The organism is Thiomicrorhabdus sp. Milos-T2 (assembly GCF_000702325.1).
Taxonomy (GTDB): Bacteria; Pseudomonadota; Gammaproteobacteria; order Thiomicrospirales; family Thiomicrospiraceae; genus Thiomicrorhabdus.
In genome coordinates this window covers 2,080,250-2,094,937 of sequence record NZ_KL370891.1, presented here as the reverse complement: position 1 = coordinate 2,094,937, position 14,688 = coordinate 2,080,250, and the positions used below count along the sequence as shown (strand labels likewise).

11 protein-coding genes are annotated in these 14,688 nt (G+C 39.3%); 5 read left to right on the top strand and 6 right to left on the bottom strand.

The features are described from left to right. Nucleotides 1-81 precede the first annotated feature (81 nt). Both BS34_RS0109470 and BS34_RS0109465 read left to right on the top strand, forming a co-directional pair. Complete coding sequence (locus BS34_RS0109470; RefSeq protein WP_029408283.1) at nucleotides 82-1,452, top strand: NAD-dependent succinate-semialdehyde dehydrogenase; 1,371 nt, start codon at nucleotides 82-84, stop codon at nucleotides 1,450-1,452. Nucleotides 1,453-1,814: 362 nt separating this feature from the next. Continuing rightward, nucleotides 1,815-2,582 (top strand): EI24 domain-containing protein, encoded by a 768-nt coding sequence (locus BS34_RS0109465; protein ID WP_029408282.1) that lies wholly within the window; start codon nucleotides 1,815-1,817, stop codon nucleotides 2,580-2,582. Between the two features lie 46 nt (nucleotides 2,583-2,628). On the opposite strand, the gene BS34_RS0109460 is transcribed toward BS34_RS0109465, so the two are convergent. Both BS34_RS0109460 and ppnN read right to left on the bottom strand, forming a co-directional pair. Next, nucleotides 2,629-3,864, bottom strand: a complete 1,236-nt coding sequence (locus BS34_RS0109460) for a DEAD/DEAH box helicase (protein ID WP_029408281.1) — start codon at nucleotides 3,862-3,864, stop codon at nucleotides 2,629-2,631. Between the two features lie 62 nt (nucleotides 3,865-3,926). Continuing rightward, nucleotides 3,927-5,297 (bottom strand): nucleotide 5'-monophosphate nucleosidase PpnN, encoded by a 1,371-nt coding sequence (ppnN, locus tag BS34_RS0109455; RefSeq protein WP_029408280.1) that lies wholly within the window; start codon nucleotides 5,295-5,297, stop codon nucleotides 3,927-3,929. A 77-nt stretch (nucleotides 5,298-5,374) separates the two neighbouring features. Between ppnN and BS34_RS0109450 the strand changes: the two genes are divergently transcribed. Both BS34_RS0109450 and BS34_RS0109445 read left to right on the top strand, forming a co-directional pair. Beyond that, nucleotides 5,375-6,490: an AI-2E family transporter gene (locus tag BS34_RS0109450; RefSeq protein WP_233993202.1), complete on the top strand. Its 1,116-nt coding sequence runs from the start codon at nucleotides 5,375-5,377 to the stop codon at nucleotides 6,488-6,490. A gap of 61 nt (nucleotides 6,491-6,551) precedes the next feature. Next, nucleotides 6,552-7,646: an MBL fold metallo-hydrolase gene (locus BS34_RS0109445; protein ID WP_029408278.1), complete on the top strand. Its 1,095-nt coding sequence runs from the start codon at nucleotides 6,552-6,554 to the stop codon at nucleotides 7,644-7,646. A gap of 236 nt (nucleotides 7,647-7,882) precedes the next feature. Here BS34_RS0109445 and folE2 read toward each other — a convergent pair whose 3' ends face one another. From folE2 to BS34_RS0109430, 3 genes are all read right to left on the bottom strand, one after another. After that, a complete protein-coding gene (folE2, locus tag BS34_RS0109440; protein ID WP_029408277.1) occupies nucleotides 7,883-8,833 on the bottom strand; it encodes a GTP cyclohydrolase FolE2 in 951 nt (316 codons plus the stop codon). A 447-nt stretch (nucleotides 8,834-9,280) separates the two neighbouring features. Then, nucleotides 9,281-10,393: a CobW family GTP-binding protein gene (locus tag BS34_RS0109435; protein ID WP_029408276.1), complete on the bottom strand. Its 1,113-nt coding sequence runs from the start codon at nucleotides 10,391-10,393 to the stop codon at nucleotides 9,281-9,283. Between the two features lie 54 nt (nucleotides 10,394-10,447). Beyond that, nucleotides 10,448-11,800, bottom strand: a complete 1,353-nt coding sequence (locus BS34_RS0109430; protein WP_029408275.1) for an FAD-dependent oxidoreductase — start codon at nucleotides 11,798-11,800, stop codon at nucleotides 10,448-10,450. Nucleotides 11,801-12,030: 230 nt separating this feature from the next. Here BS34_RS0109430 and folM point away from each other — a divergent pair, with 230 nt between their 5' ends. Further along, entirely contained in the window at nucleotides 12,031-12,756 is a 726-nt protein-coding gene (gene folM / locus BS34_RS0109425) for a dihydromonapterin reductase (protein ID WP_029408274.1), read from the top strand. A gap of 54 nt (nucleotides 12,757-12,810) precedes the next feature. Here the strand turns inward: folM and hemH are convergent, their stop codons facing one another. Next, entirely contained in the window at nucleotides 12,811-13,929 is a 1,119-nt protein-coding gene (gene hemH / locus BS34_RS0109420; protein WP_029408273.1) for a ferrochelatase, read from the bottom strand. Nucleotides 13,930-14,688: the final 759 nt, after the last annotated feature.

Sequence of the window (14,688 nt, the reverse complement as noted above, 5' to 3'; positions counted from 1 at the left end):
GGTCTCATCGTTAATCTTTTTTTTCATCTAATTAATTGTTAAACATACCAAATTGAACATATTTTTATAGGAGAATTATCCATGACCATGCAGTCTATTAACCCTGCAACAGGCGAGTTGCTTGTTGAATTTGATACCTGGGATGAAGAGACATTAGACTATTCATTAACCCAAGCAGGGTATATGTTTGAAGACTGGTCAAAACTAACGCCATTAGAAGACCGCTGTTTAATGATGAAGCGTGTTGCTGAGGTGCTAAGAGATGATATTGAACCTTTGGCAGAGTTAATCACCATTGAAATGGGAAAAACCTATAAAGAAGCACAAGCCGAAATTGAAAAATGTGCGGTGTTGTGTGATTTTTATGCTGAAAATGGATCAAAGTTCTTGGCCGATGAAATTGTTGAAACCGATGCTTCTAAAAGTTATGTTGCCTATTTGCCATTGGGCGTAATATTAGCGGTTATGCCATGGAACTACCCTTTCTGGCAGGTTTTTCGTTTTGCGGTGCCAACGCTCATTGCCGGAAATGTCGCTGTATTAAAACATGCCTCAAACGTTCCACAATGCGCTTTAGCCATGGAAGAGGTTTTTCGTAAAGCCGGTTTTCCGGATCATATTTTTTCAAACTTAATGATTGGTTCTGATTTGGTTGAAAACGTTATCCGACATCCCGCTGTAAGAGGGGTTGCATTAACTGGAAGTGAACATGCAGGTCGTCAAGTGGCAAGTATCGCAGGCTCCGAACTTAAAAAAACCGTGCTTGAACTCGGTGGATCTGATGCTTTTATTGTTTTAGAAAGCGCTAATATCAAAGAAGCGATTGATGGAGCGATACAGGGACGTTTTCAGAATATGGGGCAAAGTTGTATTGCGGCTAAACGTTTTATTGTTGATCAATTTATTGGCGATGATTTTATTGAGCAATTCAAAAACGCTATAGAAGCGAAGTTTGTAGCGGGAGACCCGATGGATGCTGAAACAACCCTAGCGCCTATGGCTCGTCAGGATTTGCTTGATGAGTTACATGAGCAGGTTATGGCCTCTGTTGAACTGGGTGCAAAGATTGTGACAGGAGGTTATCAGTTAGACCGTCCTGGATGTTATTACGCACCGACGATTTTGACTAATGTAACGAGTAATATGCCCGCGTTTAACGAAGAGTTTTTTGGTCCAGTGGCTATCGTGATTAAAGCCTCTGAACCTGCTCACGCTTTAGGTCTAGCCAATAGTGTTGAGTTTGGTCTAGGTGGTTCTATTTGGACAGACGATTTGGCAACAGCAGAAACCATGGCCAGAGGGATGGAGTCTGGTGCAACCTATATTAATCACATCAGCTTTTCAGACCCAAGATTACCTTTTGGTGGAGTTAAAAATTCAGGTTACGGTCGTGAATTATCTGCACAGGGTATTCGCGAGTTTACCAATATAAAAACCATTTGGATTAAATAAAGAGACCTTTGCACGAGAGTATGTACGAGTAAAAATGGTTCTAGGTGCCCCTTGAGGGTAAAAATTCACCTGATTTTTGTTGTACCCCAAGGGCACTTCCGTTGGGCGACAACTTGCGAATAGCTAGCTATTCCTTGCGTTTTCCGCCGCAAACGAGGAACTCGACGCCCGAAGGGGTAAGTCGAGAATCAGGCAAATTTTTTACCCTCAAGGGGTACTCACGCCTATTTTTCTTTCGCACCTATCTCGTGTTTATGCCCTTGGGTGCAAAGGTCTCATAAAGAAGCTATTTTCAATAGAAGCGTCCTAATGTCTTAATAACGAGCTAAAGAACAAGCTAAAGAACAAGCTAAAGGCAAAACATGTTTGATTTATTATTAAAAACCCTTTCTGATTTAAAAGAACCCGCTATTTTATGGCGTTTATTTGTCCCATTTGTGGCGGCGATTATCTTAGTGTCTTTAATGGGATATGGCTTGTTTGGCGTGTTTTTAGTAAGTGATTTTGTAACTCAAAACCCTGTAGTACATGATGTGGGGGTTTGGACAGATGAAGCACAGCAAAGCATTGGTGCGATTCCATTTATTGGTGGAATTCTTATTTGGATTTTAGGCACGGTTGTGGCTGTGATTGCTGGTGTGTTAGGGGTGTTGCTAGGTAGTTATTTAATTTTAATATTTGCCATGATTATTACTGGGTTTATGACAGATAGCTTAGTTAAAGCGGTTCATGATAAACATTACCCTAATACCGATTATTCTGGACACGGAACTATGCTCGGAATGATTTGGAAACTATTAGTGTATGGCTTTTTGTTACTGTTGCTCTTTATTGTGACCATACCAATGCTCTTTATTCCATTAATTAACATTGTCTGGTTCTGGTTATTAGGCTTTATGTTTTTTAGATATTCTGTGGTGTTAGATGTTGGCCAAGTGATTTTGCCAGAGAAGCTTTTTAATGAAGTAAAACACATGACAAATTGGAGCCCAACCTTAGCCGTTGGAGCTCTGTTTCTAATGAGTACTTTACCTGTTGTGGGCTTATTTATTCCGGTATTAGCGGTTATTGCCTTATCACATTATTATTTTGATTATCTGTCGACGATGCCAGTAAGAGAAGAGATCTAAGCCTGCTATGTAAAATAAGATACCTACCAGGCCTGGTAGGTTATGTTTAACGTTTCTTTTTCGCCGCTTTTTTGGCGCCACTTTTATTAGCGGTTTTCTTCGGTTTTTTCTTGGTAGTCGCTTTTTTAAGCGCTTCTTTTAATGTGAAGTTTGGCTCGAGTCCAGCAATCTTTTCTACGGGTAGATTTTGTTGTAAGTGATATTCAATACGCTCTAGGTTAACTAAATCATGACGTTCTACCAAGTTTATGGCAACACCAACTTGTTGGGCGCGTCCGGTTCTTCCTATACGGTGAATATAAATATCTCCCCTAAAAGGGATGTCGTAGTTAATTACATGTGTAATGTTAAGCATATCTAAACCACGAGCTGCAACGTCTGTTGCTACCAGTATTTTGATTTTTCCATTTTGGAATTTTTGCATTTTCTCCATGCGCACGGCTTGAATAAAATCACCATGTAACACTTGAGCGGAGAGGTTCTTTGACTGTAAATAATCAGTAACCTCAATAGCGCGCTCTTTTTTATTACAGAAGACAATGGCACTATGGCAACTGGCATCTTTTAAAATGCTAGTCAGTAAAGCTTGTTTGTGGGCTTTATCATTAGCGAGATAAACCAGTTGTTGAACCTGTTCTGATTTTTGATTAGGGGCATCAATTTGCACTATTTCCGGTTCATCCAAAATTTCAGATGCAAACTTTTCAATTCCAGAACCACTTAAGGTCGCGGAGAATAATCCTGCTTGAAAGTCTCCAGGAATCGCTTCAATTAATGCACGAACGGTTGGACCTTGCCCCATATCGAGCATTCTGTCCGCTTCATCAATAATAAGCATTTCTATATGCGACAGATCAACCGCATCTTCTTCCATTATTTTGGCTAAACGCCCAGGGGTGGCAACTAAAATATCACAAGGTTGGTCTAGTAAATCGGTTTGCTGGCTCATTTTAAACCCACCTGTCACGATAACAGATGGGAACTCACAGTAGCTTCCAAGTTGTTTGACGACCTTATGAATCTGAAATGCCAGTTCGCGAGTGGGGGCTAGAATTAATACTCGTGGCTGATTACTGCGTTGTGGTTCATCTAAAAGATATTGCAGTGCGGGTAAAACAAAAGCAGCGGTTTTACCTGTTCCCGTAGCGGCACCAGCGAGAATATCTTGGCGTTCCAATAAAATCGGAATCGCAGCCTCTTGAACTGGTGTTGGTTTGTGGTATTTTTGCTGTTCAATCGCTGAAAGCAATATGGGATCTAAATCCAATTCTTCAAATGTCATGCATGTCTCAATCTGTTTGCCTGATGAAACTTACCAGGCCTGGTGGTAGCGTAAATAGCCAATTATTTGTGTATTTTATAACAAGGTTGGTATTCGCTGGTGTCTAGTTTCATACGTTTTTGTTCAACAAAGCTTTCTAACAGGGTATCCATTGCTTGCATGATTTTTTTGTCGCCATGCAATTCAAACGGCCCGTGGCGTTGAATCTCTTGTATGCCTTCTGCTTTTACATTACCGGCCACAATACCTGAAAAAGCTTTTCGTAATTGACTTGCTAGAATATGTACCGGCTGGTCTTTATGTAGACTCAGTTTAGCCATGTTTTTATGCGATGGTATAAACGGTTTTTGATGCTCTAACTCTAAGGTTAAGCGCCAGTTGTAATAGTAGGCATCACTGCTTTTCTTGCGGTCTTGTCTAACAGCTTCCATCTGGGTTTTCATGTAGCTTGCTACGTCTCGAGTTTGGTTAACGAATACTTTCAGTTTGTTGGTTGCGACTGATCCTAGCGTTGAATTCAAAAACGTCATAATGCCATCAAAATAGCTTTTACTGTTTTCATTACCGGTTAATACAACCGGTAAGGTTAGTTCTTTATTAGCTGGGTGTAGCAATATGCTTAGTAGATAAAGGAGTTCTTCCATTGTGCCTGGGCCACCCGGCATAATAATAATTCCATGACCAACACGCACAAAGGCTTCCAGGCGTTTTTCTATGTCGGGCATGATGCATAGTTCACTGACAAATGCATTAGGTGCTTCAGCGGCAATAATGCCAGGTTCGGTCATTCCAATATAGCGACCATTTTTATAACGTTGTTTACCGTGACCTAAAATAGCGCCTTTCATTGGGCCTTTCATCACGCCAGGGCCGCAACCTGTGCAAATATCTAGATTACGCAAACCAAGTTCATAACCTAAATGTTTACTGTAGTTATATTCCGCTTCGGGAATAGAGTGCCCACCCCAGCAGACCACAATGTTGGGTAACACATTGGGTTTCATTAATTGCGCATTACGGGCTATATGAAATACCGCATTGGTGATGCCGTGTGAAGTATTTAAATCTAGGCGGTTACTTAATAACACTTCATTGCGTGAATAAACCAGGTCGCGTATGACAGAAAATAGATGTTCTTTTAAAGCGATAATTAATTGGTTATCAACAAAAGCATGGCGTGGTGCATTTTTGATAATGAGTTGAACACCACGACCTTTAACCGTCACGTTAATTGAAAAGTTAGGATAACGCTCAAGCAAAGCTAATTCATTGTCTGCTTCTGAACCGGTGTTTAGTACCGCTAAAGCGCATCGCATTAAAATGTCATTAAGACCTACATCCGAGGCATCACAAAGCTGTTGAGCTTCTAGATAAGATAAAATTTGTAGAGAGCCTTCTGGGCGAATAATGACTTCAGCTATATCGGTATTCATGGTAGTGTACACTCAATTATTTTTATTATTAGTTTTGCTCATCAACGACGTTTATAAGGACGTTTTTTGTGAGCTATATGGGGTTTATTATGCGTGACAATGGTCCTTATGAGGAAGGTTTTTTAATCATTTTATTGATTTTGGCTTTGGTCGGAATCATTTGGTTGTTTTCGCCATTTTTAGAGGCGTTGTTTTTTGCCATGATTTTAGCAACGGCGAGTTACAAGGGTTATCAAATGTTATTGCCGCATTGTAAACAGTCGCCTACTGCAGCCGCTTCAGCAATGAGTTTGCTCGTGTTTGTAGGCGTTATTGCTCCGGTTACCTATTTATTGGTTGAAGTCAGTTTGCAGGTAGGGGGCTTCTATAGCAATGCCCAGGCCTGGTTAAATGCCCAGGATGCAGAAAGTTTAACCAAGCTGAATCAAAGTGTTTTAAGTTACTTGCCTATTGGCGAAAGTGCACAACAAAGTGCCTTGGTTCAACTTAAGGAAAACTCACAAAAAATTCTAAGTTTTGTTCAGCAAGCAACGGTCTTTTTATTAGAAGGTATTTTGGGTACGACCTCATCATTTATTACTTTTATTGGTTTATCCGTTTTTGCGCTATTTTTCTTTTATCGTGATGGTCATGCGATTGCTCATCATTTAAAAGTGCTATCACCACTGGATAATTATTATGATCGAATGATTATGAATCGCTTTTCCTCATTATCTACCGTTTTAACCTTAAGCGTCTTGGGTATTGCGCTTATGCAAGGGGTGTCATTTGCTCTTGTTTCTTGGCTATTAGGGCTTCCAGGTATGTTTATCGGTATGGCAATTGCCGTGACCTCCTTTATTCCCGTTGTGGGCGCAGCCTTAGTGTGGATTCCCATTGTGATATACGCGCTTATTCAAGGCGAATACCTGACCGCTGTCGTGATTGCATTTTGGGGGATAGTCATCACGGGGTTTGTTATTGACAATATTATGCGTCCCTTAATGATTAACCGTCTTACGCAAAGTTTAGGTGTGGCTGGAGAGGGGTTAAAAGTGGCTAATCACACGCTAATAACGGTATTATCAACTTTTGCAGGGTTAATTCATTTTGGTGTTATTGGTCTATTTTTTGGGCCGGTAATCGCTGCTATGGCCATCACTATCTTTGATGTGTATGAGCATAAAAATTCTCACTATTTGGATAGAAGTTAATGATGAGGATTTTTGTCATCTTGGTGTTATGATTAGAAAATAGTCAAAGAGGACAGAAGACATGAAAAAAATATTAATCACGGCAATTTTATCAACCTTAGCCATGAATGCATCTGCGCAAGACAATGCTCAGTCAGATTTTTATGTTGAGGGATTTGAAGCTTGGGCTCAAGAACTTAAAAAAATGGGTGATGATATTTCTGCTCATGCCACGGAAGCCTATGTAAAAGATGCCTCTGGCGTTATTAAAAAACAAGGTTATATTGGCGCTGAGCTGCCGTTGCCTAAAGCCACAAAAGTGGCTGACGGGGTATATACCATTGTCGGTAGCCAAATTTGGCATAATCCATCAAACTTTGGTCTAAATAATAATATCTCATTTATTATTTTTAAAGATGGCGTATTTGTTTTTAACGCCGGCGCCAACCCGGCAATTGCCTATAGTGCACATCAGCAAATTAAACGCATCACCAATAAGCCGGTTAAATGGTTAGCCGTAGAAAATAACCAAGGGCATGCCTATCTAGGTGCCAGCTACTGGGTAGATGTTGGAGTTAAAAATCTATATTCAAGCGCCGAAGCAAACGACGTTTTTGATCGTGCTTTTGATAGAGAATACCAAGAGTGGGGTGAGCGAGTTGGTAAAATTCTGACCCATTCAGCACGAAATGTTACCGATAAATTCACTACCTTTGAAGGTAAAATGACCGTCAATGTAGGTGGCGGTGAGACCTTTGAGTTGATTGATTTTGGGCCTGGTCATACTCCAGCATCTACCAGTGTTTATGTGCCAAGCCGCAAACTGTTTTTATCAGGAGATTTAACGTTTAATGAACGCATGCCGGTTATGTTCAACTACACCAATAGCTTTGACTGGATGAATTCATTTGAAAAAATGATGAAAATTATCCCCGCAGATTCTAAAGTGATTCCAGGTCATGGAACGCCAACTGATATGCAAACGGTTAAAAAACAAACCTATGATTACTTTCGTTATTTACAAAAAGAGATTAAACAAATTGTAGAAAATGGCGGAACAGTTGAAGAAGCTGAAGCCGTTGATCAATCAAAGTACAAAGATCGCCCTGTGTTTGAACAGGCGGCTAAGAATAATGCTAGAGAGATATATAAAGAAATCCAAAACGGTTACTTCTAATTTGAACTTAATTTGTCTTACTTTGCTCTTGAGACTTAGTAAAAAACAACCTGTTTTGAGTAACGATTTATCTTGGAAATAGCTTTAAAATAAAGGCCTACAAGACTTACCAGGCCTGGTAGGTTAGTTTAAATATAAAAAAGCCGCTTTAAGAATTATGCTTAAAGCGGCTTTATTGTATTTATGGCCTTTGTAATGGCTTAAGTGGATTACTTAGGTTGACTGCATTTGGTTGATTACATTGGATCCATTAGGTTTGGATCATCAATATAGCCATTCTCAATACCTTTAGTTACAACAGAAACCGCATCATGCGGATGCAGGCTTTCTAGGTGATTAATTCTAATCCAGAAATCTAGGTAGTCAGCATTACTTTCAAACGCTTGTTGTAAACGACGACTCGCATCTTCACAAAACATTAAATTAGCTGCATTTAAACGTGCAAATTCTTGTTCATCTTCACGTTTTACCACTGCTTGAACAGGGGTTTTTAGAGCGTTTTCAATGTGGTTAATAATGTTTGAATAGACTAGTTCATCGGCTTCAGAGACTTTAACTTTTACCTGAGCATAAGAACGCTGGCTATGCGGCGTTGCGCAAATACCTTCTGGAGTACCTAGCCATTCTAAAATCGTTTGATAATCCATTTTTTGTCCGGCAAATTGCTTTTCAAACGCTTCTTGAATTAACTGGCGTGACAATGCCGCAGAGCATGGGCAGGTTGAAGAGTAAGGGACTTCAATAGATAATTCACAACTAAACTGACCGTTACGAATTTCACCACGTAGTGTCGCAGGGTAGTGCTTCCAACCACTATTGTCGCTTAATAAAGAGTTGCGACGCTCATAGTAGTCAAACTTAAATTCAACAAATGCTTGAGTACTTAACCCTTGGTGCGATTCTATAAATGCTTCTAAAATAGCTTTAACGCGATTGGGGGTAAGCACTTCATTACTGGCCATTTGATCTAAATGCAGATATAAACGAGACATGTGAATACCCTTGCTTTCAGGGTCATTCAAGTTTACATAAGCTTGAGCTTTAGAAGAAAGTCTAACAATTTGTTGTTTGTCTAAACCTTGTTGAATAAGAATTGGGAGCTCTATTCCGCTCATTCCTACCCAGTTGAGTTTACCTTGTGGACCGTGATGAGGCTGGCAAGCGATATCGGGCATGTGCTTTGTCATGCAATTTCCTTCGTCTTTGAGTGAGTTTTGAGATAAGCTAATTTAAGCGAAAAATCTGTAACTAACTGAAATTATTAAAAGTGACTGGAAATTTTATCAAATAATTGACTAAAATGCTTGGTTAATAGTGTGACTGTCGGAAAATAATTTAAGAATTTTAGGTCGTAAAATTACCTGGTTAAGTAATGTCACTTACCTTAATCGATGGGTCAACAAAATGGATTAATAAGAGACCTTTGCACGAGATAGGTGCGAAAGAAAAATGAGGTAAAATTTGCCTGATTCTCGACTTACCCCTTCGGGCGTCGAGTTCTTCGTTTGCGGCGGAAAACGCAGGGAATAGCTAGCTATTCGCTAGTTGTCGCCCAACGGAAGTGCCCTTGGGGTACAACAAAAATCAGACAAATTTTAACCATTTTTACTCGTGCATACTCTCGTGCAAAGGTCTCAATAAGTATGTATGGTTTTGATTAACTGTTTTTCGAGTTGATTAGCCGTAAAACTAGCTGTAAAACTAGCGGTACAACTAGCCTCCCCATATTGATCATCAAACAAGCATTCTAAGCGACTATCTTCTCGCCAAGCAATGTCTTCAAAACTCAATTGACCTTCGCTCCAATTAATTAACTGCCATTCATTGCCTGTTTTTAAAATGCCTTTGGCGCGTATGAGTTTTGGCGCAATAGCTTCAAAAAAGGTTTTAATCTCTGTGCGTTTAAATTGAACGCTAGGTGCCCAAATCCATCCCATATTAAGGGGGGTTAATGTTTTATTGGTGCTTAGAAAGCACTGTAAGGTGTTTGGGATGGCAGAGGTGTAATTTTTTTGTATATTGGCTGTTTGTATTGTGTGACTAGATTCTTCCTCATGTACAAAATGAAGAGTATTCGTTGTGCTTTGAGATAAAAGAGTTAAGCCTTTTGGTTTGCGAGATTGTAATAAACAATCAATTTCTACAGCACTGTGTTGGGTTTTAATGACTTCATTTTTTGGAGGGTAGCACTCTGTTAATATCTTTAATGCTTGGGATTGTTCATCCTCACTACTTAAATCGGTTTTATTTAAAATAATACAGTCGGCCAACTGCACTAAATCACGCATAACAGCCGATTTTTGCCAGCGTTGTGGCGTTAATTGTTGTGGCGTAATAATGCAGCTTATTTTTTGTAAATCTAATGGTTGTACAAAAGCGCTATTTTGTAATGCATCTATAATTTTTGCAGGGTGGCCTAAGCCTGTTGGTTCAATCCAAATTCGGTTAATACTTTGGTGAGCTTGGCTTAGCACCTGGTTGAGGGTGTTTACTAAACCTAATTGAGCGGTACAGCAAATGCAACCACCCGATACGGCTTGAATATTAAGGGATTGTGACTGAGTGGCGTTGTCTGCAACTAGGCTGGAAAGTTGGCTTGCATCAATGTCAACCTCCCCAAATTCATTGATGAGAATTAACCAGTTTTCACTAGATGGTTTTTGTTGAATGAGGTGTTTTAAACAGGTGGTTTTACCACTTCCTAGCAGGCCAGTCACAAGGTGAACAGGAAGTGGATTTTTTGTCATGGTTTCGAGTCGAATGGGTTAATTATTTAAGTTGAACTATTTAAGTTGAATTATTTAAGCTGAACGTGGAATATCAGTGCCGCCAAGTAAGTCGTTAACAACCGCATCTCTATCAAGCTCAATACCTAAACCTTCTGCAATAATTTGTGCATCACGATAAGCATTTCCTAAACAAGTCGTTGCCCCTGGAGAAGGGGTCATATTAAAGATTAGGTTCTCATTTTCAGGCACAATGCTCGCTTCACCTAGTTTAAGCTCCATGGTAGTTTTATCAATAACTTGAGGGCGTAAACCACCAATTCCTTGCGCGTACTCTAAATCTTCTGGCTTTAAGCTTGGAATAATTTTACTGGCATCTTTAGCAAACAGTTTTTGACGTAGTTTAGGAACTTCAAACATAAAATTTCTAAAGATATAGTTACGAATCGTGCTGTCTTTCATTAAGTCCCAGAATACTTTAATCACTTTAAAATCTAGCTTTAAGCTCTTCCAGAAATCCCAATAAGTCCCACCGGTATAACGCTCTAATTTAGGCAGAACTAAAGCCGTTGGCCCTAAGCGAGTTTTGTTAAGTTCAATTAAGTCAGGATCACCATGCAAAGCGGCAAAAGGGAGTTTGTCATTTTGCATAGTGTAAACTTTACCGTTTAGCATTTTAGGGACGTAATAAAAACTTCCGCCCATCGGTAATATAGACATATCCATACCGTGCCCAAGTTGGTTAGCCAGTAATAAACTGTGAGCCCCTGCAGAAACCACTACAAATTTAGCTAAAAACGTCCCTTGAGGAGTGGTTAGTTCATAGTGGTCATCAAACTTTGCAATTTTTTCAACTTCACAACTTAGAGAGACATTAATTTCTGTATTGCTGTTACGAGCGCTATTAATGAAAGATTTTGATAGATTGCCGTAATTTACCGCTGAATATTCATCGGTACAGCCAGAAGCAATAATTTTTTCTGGACGCGGTTTACCATCAATTAAAGCTACCGCAGGTTCTACTTCCACAATACGTTCAGCATCCCAAAGTTCCATATAGGGAAAGCCTTCGGCAAATTCATGATGACGTTTTTCAAGTCTTTCACACTCTTCGTCACCGACGGCTAGAATCATTTTGGGAAACTTGTACAGGAAGTCATTTTTTTCAACTTGGTCAGCATAGTGCACAATCATATTGGCTTGCTGTTTAACTAATTTAGCCTTTTCAAGCGTGTAGTTAGTTTCAATATCACCGCAGTGTAAGGTTTGGCTATTAGAGCGTGCATGTGAATTTAACGGTGCTAAAGAACCGTATTTTTCTAACATGGCAACAGAACCGACATTGGTATACTTTGAAAGCATATAGGTTAGGGCACTTCCGGAAATTCCGCCGCCAACAATCACAACATCGAATGTACGATTTTTCATTTATTCTGTTTCTCTAGGTTTAGTTTGATATGCATTGATATGCAAAAATATTTTGATAACTTAGTATTATATAATATTAAAAGCTTTAATGCAGGGTAAGGAAAAGTTGTGAGTGTGCCCTTAAGAAGAATAACAAACGGTATAGGGTATTTAATTGTACAAGTTATGAGATGTAAAAATAACTGCAAAAATGAAGCTGCACTTAATATGCGAATTCAAGGATGTTTAAAATGACCAATAAATATGAAGATGCCGTATTCATTACCGGAGCTGGGCAGAGAATAGGGGCTTTTTTAGTTCGTCAGTTTATACACAATACCGATTTTCCGATTGTTTTTACCTATCGTAGTCACCGTGCTGAAGTGGATGAATTGATTGCATTGGGTGCGATTGGTATTCAAGCCGACTTTAATGATTTAACAGAGTTACCAGGCCTGGTAGAACAGGTTAAGACGCATTGTAAAAGCTTAAGATTAATGATTCATAATGCATCACTCTGGCTTAATGATGAACAGGCGCCACCCCTTTCTGAAAAATATGCAGAACTATTTAAAGTGCATGTAGAAACGCCTAACTATCTTAATCAACTTTTACAGCCTCTTTTACAAGCTTCAAGCAGCCCTTTAAAAGATATTATTTCTTTATCAGATTACAGCGTAAACAAGGTGCAAGAGACTCATATTGCTTACTTATCGAGTAAGGCGGCCTTACAAAATTTAAGTATGGGGTTTGCTAAAAAGTTTGCTCCAGAAATAAAAGTTAATGATATTGCCCCGGCGTTAATTAAATTTAATCAAGGAGATGACGAGGACTATAAACATAAGCGTTTAGCGCAGGCTGCTTTGCCGATAGAACCGGGTTATGAAGTGGTTTGGCAAGCAGTACAGTATTTAATGAATAGCCCATACACTACGGGCACTAGCCTGCAATTAAATGGTGGTAGGCATTTGCTCTAAACAGCTTAATTTACAGAGTCTTTAAGAGCCTTTATAGGGGCTTTATAGGGTCATTTAAAAAGGGCAGCCCATTGCTTTCGCATTTTCTTTTACTGTTTTACGCTCGTTTTGATCATCTTCAGCATTAAATTCATCACGTTCATACCAGCCTTGAGTGTGCTGTAAAACTAAGCTTGCTAATGCATTCGCATGGTCAGCTCGGTCATTTAAACAGGTAATGTAGCTAAACTTTTCGCCACCAGCTTCTTCAAAATATTCACGATTTTCTTCACCAATTTCTTCAATGGTTTCTAAACAGTCTGCTGAAAAACCAGGGCAAATGACCTGAATATCTTTAATGCTATCACCAGGCAAGGCTTTCATTGTGGCATCGGTATAAGGCTTAATCCACTCTTCTTTACCAAACAGAGATTGAAAGGTCACCTTGTATTCTTCTTTAGATAATCCTAGCTCTTCAGCGACTAAACGAGAGGTAACATGACATTCGCAATGATAAGGGTCGCCATTATCTAAATAACGTTGCGGCACACCATGATAAGACATCACTAATAGCTGTGGCTTACCGTGAATAGCTTGGTGTTCTCTTATGCTATTTGCTAAGGCTTTAATATAGCCAGGATGGCGGTGGTATTTATTAATAAATCGTAATTCGGGTAACCAGCGCCAAGTTTGAAGCTCAGCTGAGACAGCATCAAATGTTGATGCTGTGGTTGCAGCGGCATATTGTGGGTATAACGGTAAAACCACAATGCGTTGGCAACCTTTATCTTGCAACTCTTTTAATGCGCTTGCAATAGAAGGGTTACCGTAACGCATACCTAAAGCAAACTCGACACGACCTGTAAAATGAGGTTTTACTCTCTCGGACACGGCATCCACTTGGCGTTGCGCAATATTTAATAGCGGTGCGCCTTCACCCTCACTATTCCAAACCGTGGCATAAGCCTCAGCAGACTTAGCAGGCCTGGTATTAAGAATAATGCCATTTAAAATTAAACGCCATAACCAACGTGCAGGAGGGGGCTCAACCACTCGAGGGTCCATTAAAAACTCTTTTAAATAAGGTTTTAACGCCTCTTTAGTTGGGGCATCTGGAGTACCAAGGTTGGTCAGTAAAACACCTGTGGCGCTCTCTGAGCCATGTGCAAAATTTTGAATTCCTTGATACTTCACAAAAACGTCCTTTTAAAAATAAGCTGAGAGCCTATTTTAGAATAAAGATCAAGGATTGTGGAGTAGATATCAATAAAGGATAAAATTATGGGTATATGTATTTTATGATTGATTAAATAAATCTTTTAACCACGAACACACGAAAGCACGAAGATTTCTAATATTTAATACTAGCTTAAATTTAACGAATAACCAAACTAAACGTAATAAATTAATCGCTTTTAAACTTTACAAATGCAGAGCTTATAGGCATGAGTTAATATTGTTAGGCTATGATTTTCTAATCGCTTTTATTTATTTTTTTATCTTCATGCCTCTGTGTCTTCGTGGTTAATTTTTACAATACTGGATAATCAATCACAAAATATGGATACCCAAAATTATTAAGTGTCAGTAATGGCTTAATGAGACCTTTGCACGAGAGTATGTACGAGTAAAAATGGTTAAAATTCACCTGATTTTTGTTGAAAAACTTGCGAATAGCTAGCTATTCCCTGCGTTTTCCGCCGCAATCAGGCAAATTTTACCTCATTTTTCTTTCGCACCTATCTCGTGAAAAGGTCTCTTAATAAATCTACCAGGCCTTATATGTTGAAAGTGTTCTCCAGAAGTGGAGAATTTATTAAGGACGCTTAGTAAAGGGATAAAGAGATCTTGCTACCAGGCCAATGACACCCAGAGTGATCCAGGTTATCAGATTAAGACCTTTATCCCCACACACTATAAACTGAACGGTATCTTAGGCAGGACAAGACTCCT

Coding starts and splice junctions, on each gene's coding strand:
- BS34_RS0109435 (WP_029408276.1), bottom strand. CDS start 10,393: ATGACAAAAAATCCACTTCCTGTTCACCTTGTGACTGGCCTGCTAGGA.
- BS34_RS0109450 (WP_233993202.1), top strand. CDS start 5,375: ATGGGGTTTATTATGCGTGACAATGGTCCTTATGAGGAAGGTTTTTTA.
- ppnN (WP_029408280.1), bottom strand. CDS start 5,297: ATGAATACCGATATAGCTGAAGTCATTATTCGCCCAGAAGGCTCTCTA.
- folM (WP_029408274.1), top strand. CDS start 12,031: ATGACCAATAAATATGAAGATGCCGTATTCATTACCGGAGCTGGGCAG.
- BS34_RS0109470 (WP_029408283.1), top strand. CDS start 82: ATGACCATGCAGTCTATTAACCCTGCAACAGGCGAGTTGCTTGTTGAA.
- BS34_RS0109430 (WP_029408275.1), bottom strand. CDS start 11,800: ATGAAAAATCGTACATTCGATGTTGTGATTGTTGGCGGCGGAATTTCC.
- folE2 (WP_029408277.1), bottom strand. CDS start 8,833: ATGACAAAGCACATGCCCGATATCGCTTGCCAGCCTCATCACGGTCCA.
- BS34_RS0109445 (WP_029408278.1), top strand. CDS start 6,552: ATGAAAAAAATATTAATCACGGCAATTTTATCAACCTTAGCCATGAAT.
- BS34_RS0109460 (WP_029408281.1), bottom strand. CDS start 3,864: ATGACATTTGAAGAATTGGATTTAGATCCCATATTGCTTTCAGCGATT.
- BS34_RS0109465 (WP_029408282.1), top strand. CDS start 1,815: ATGTTTGATTTATTATTAAAAACCCTTTCTGATTTAAAAGAACCCGCT.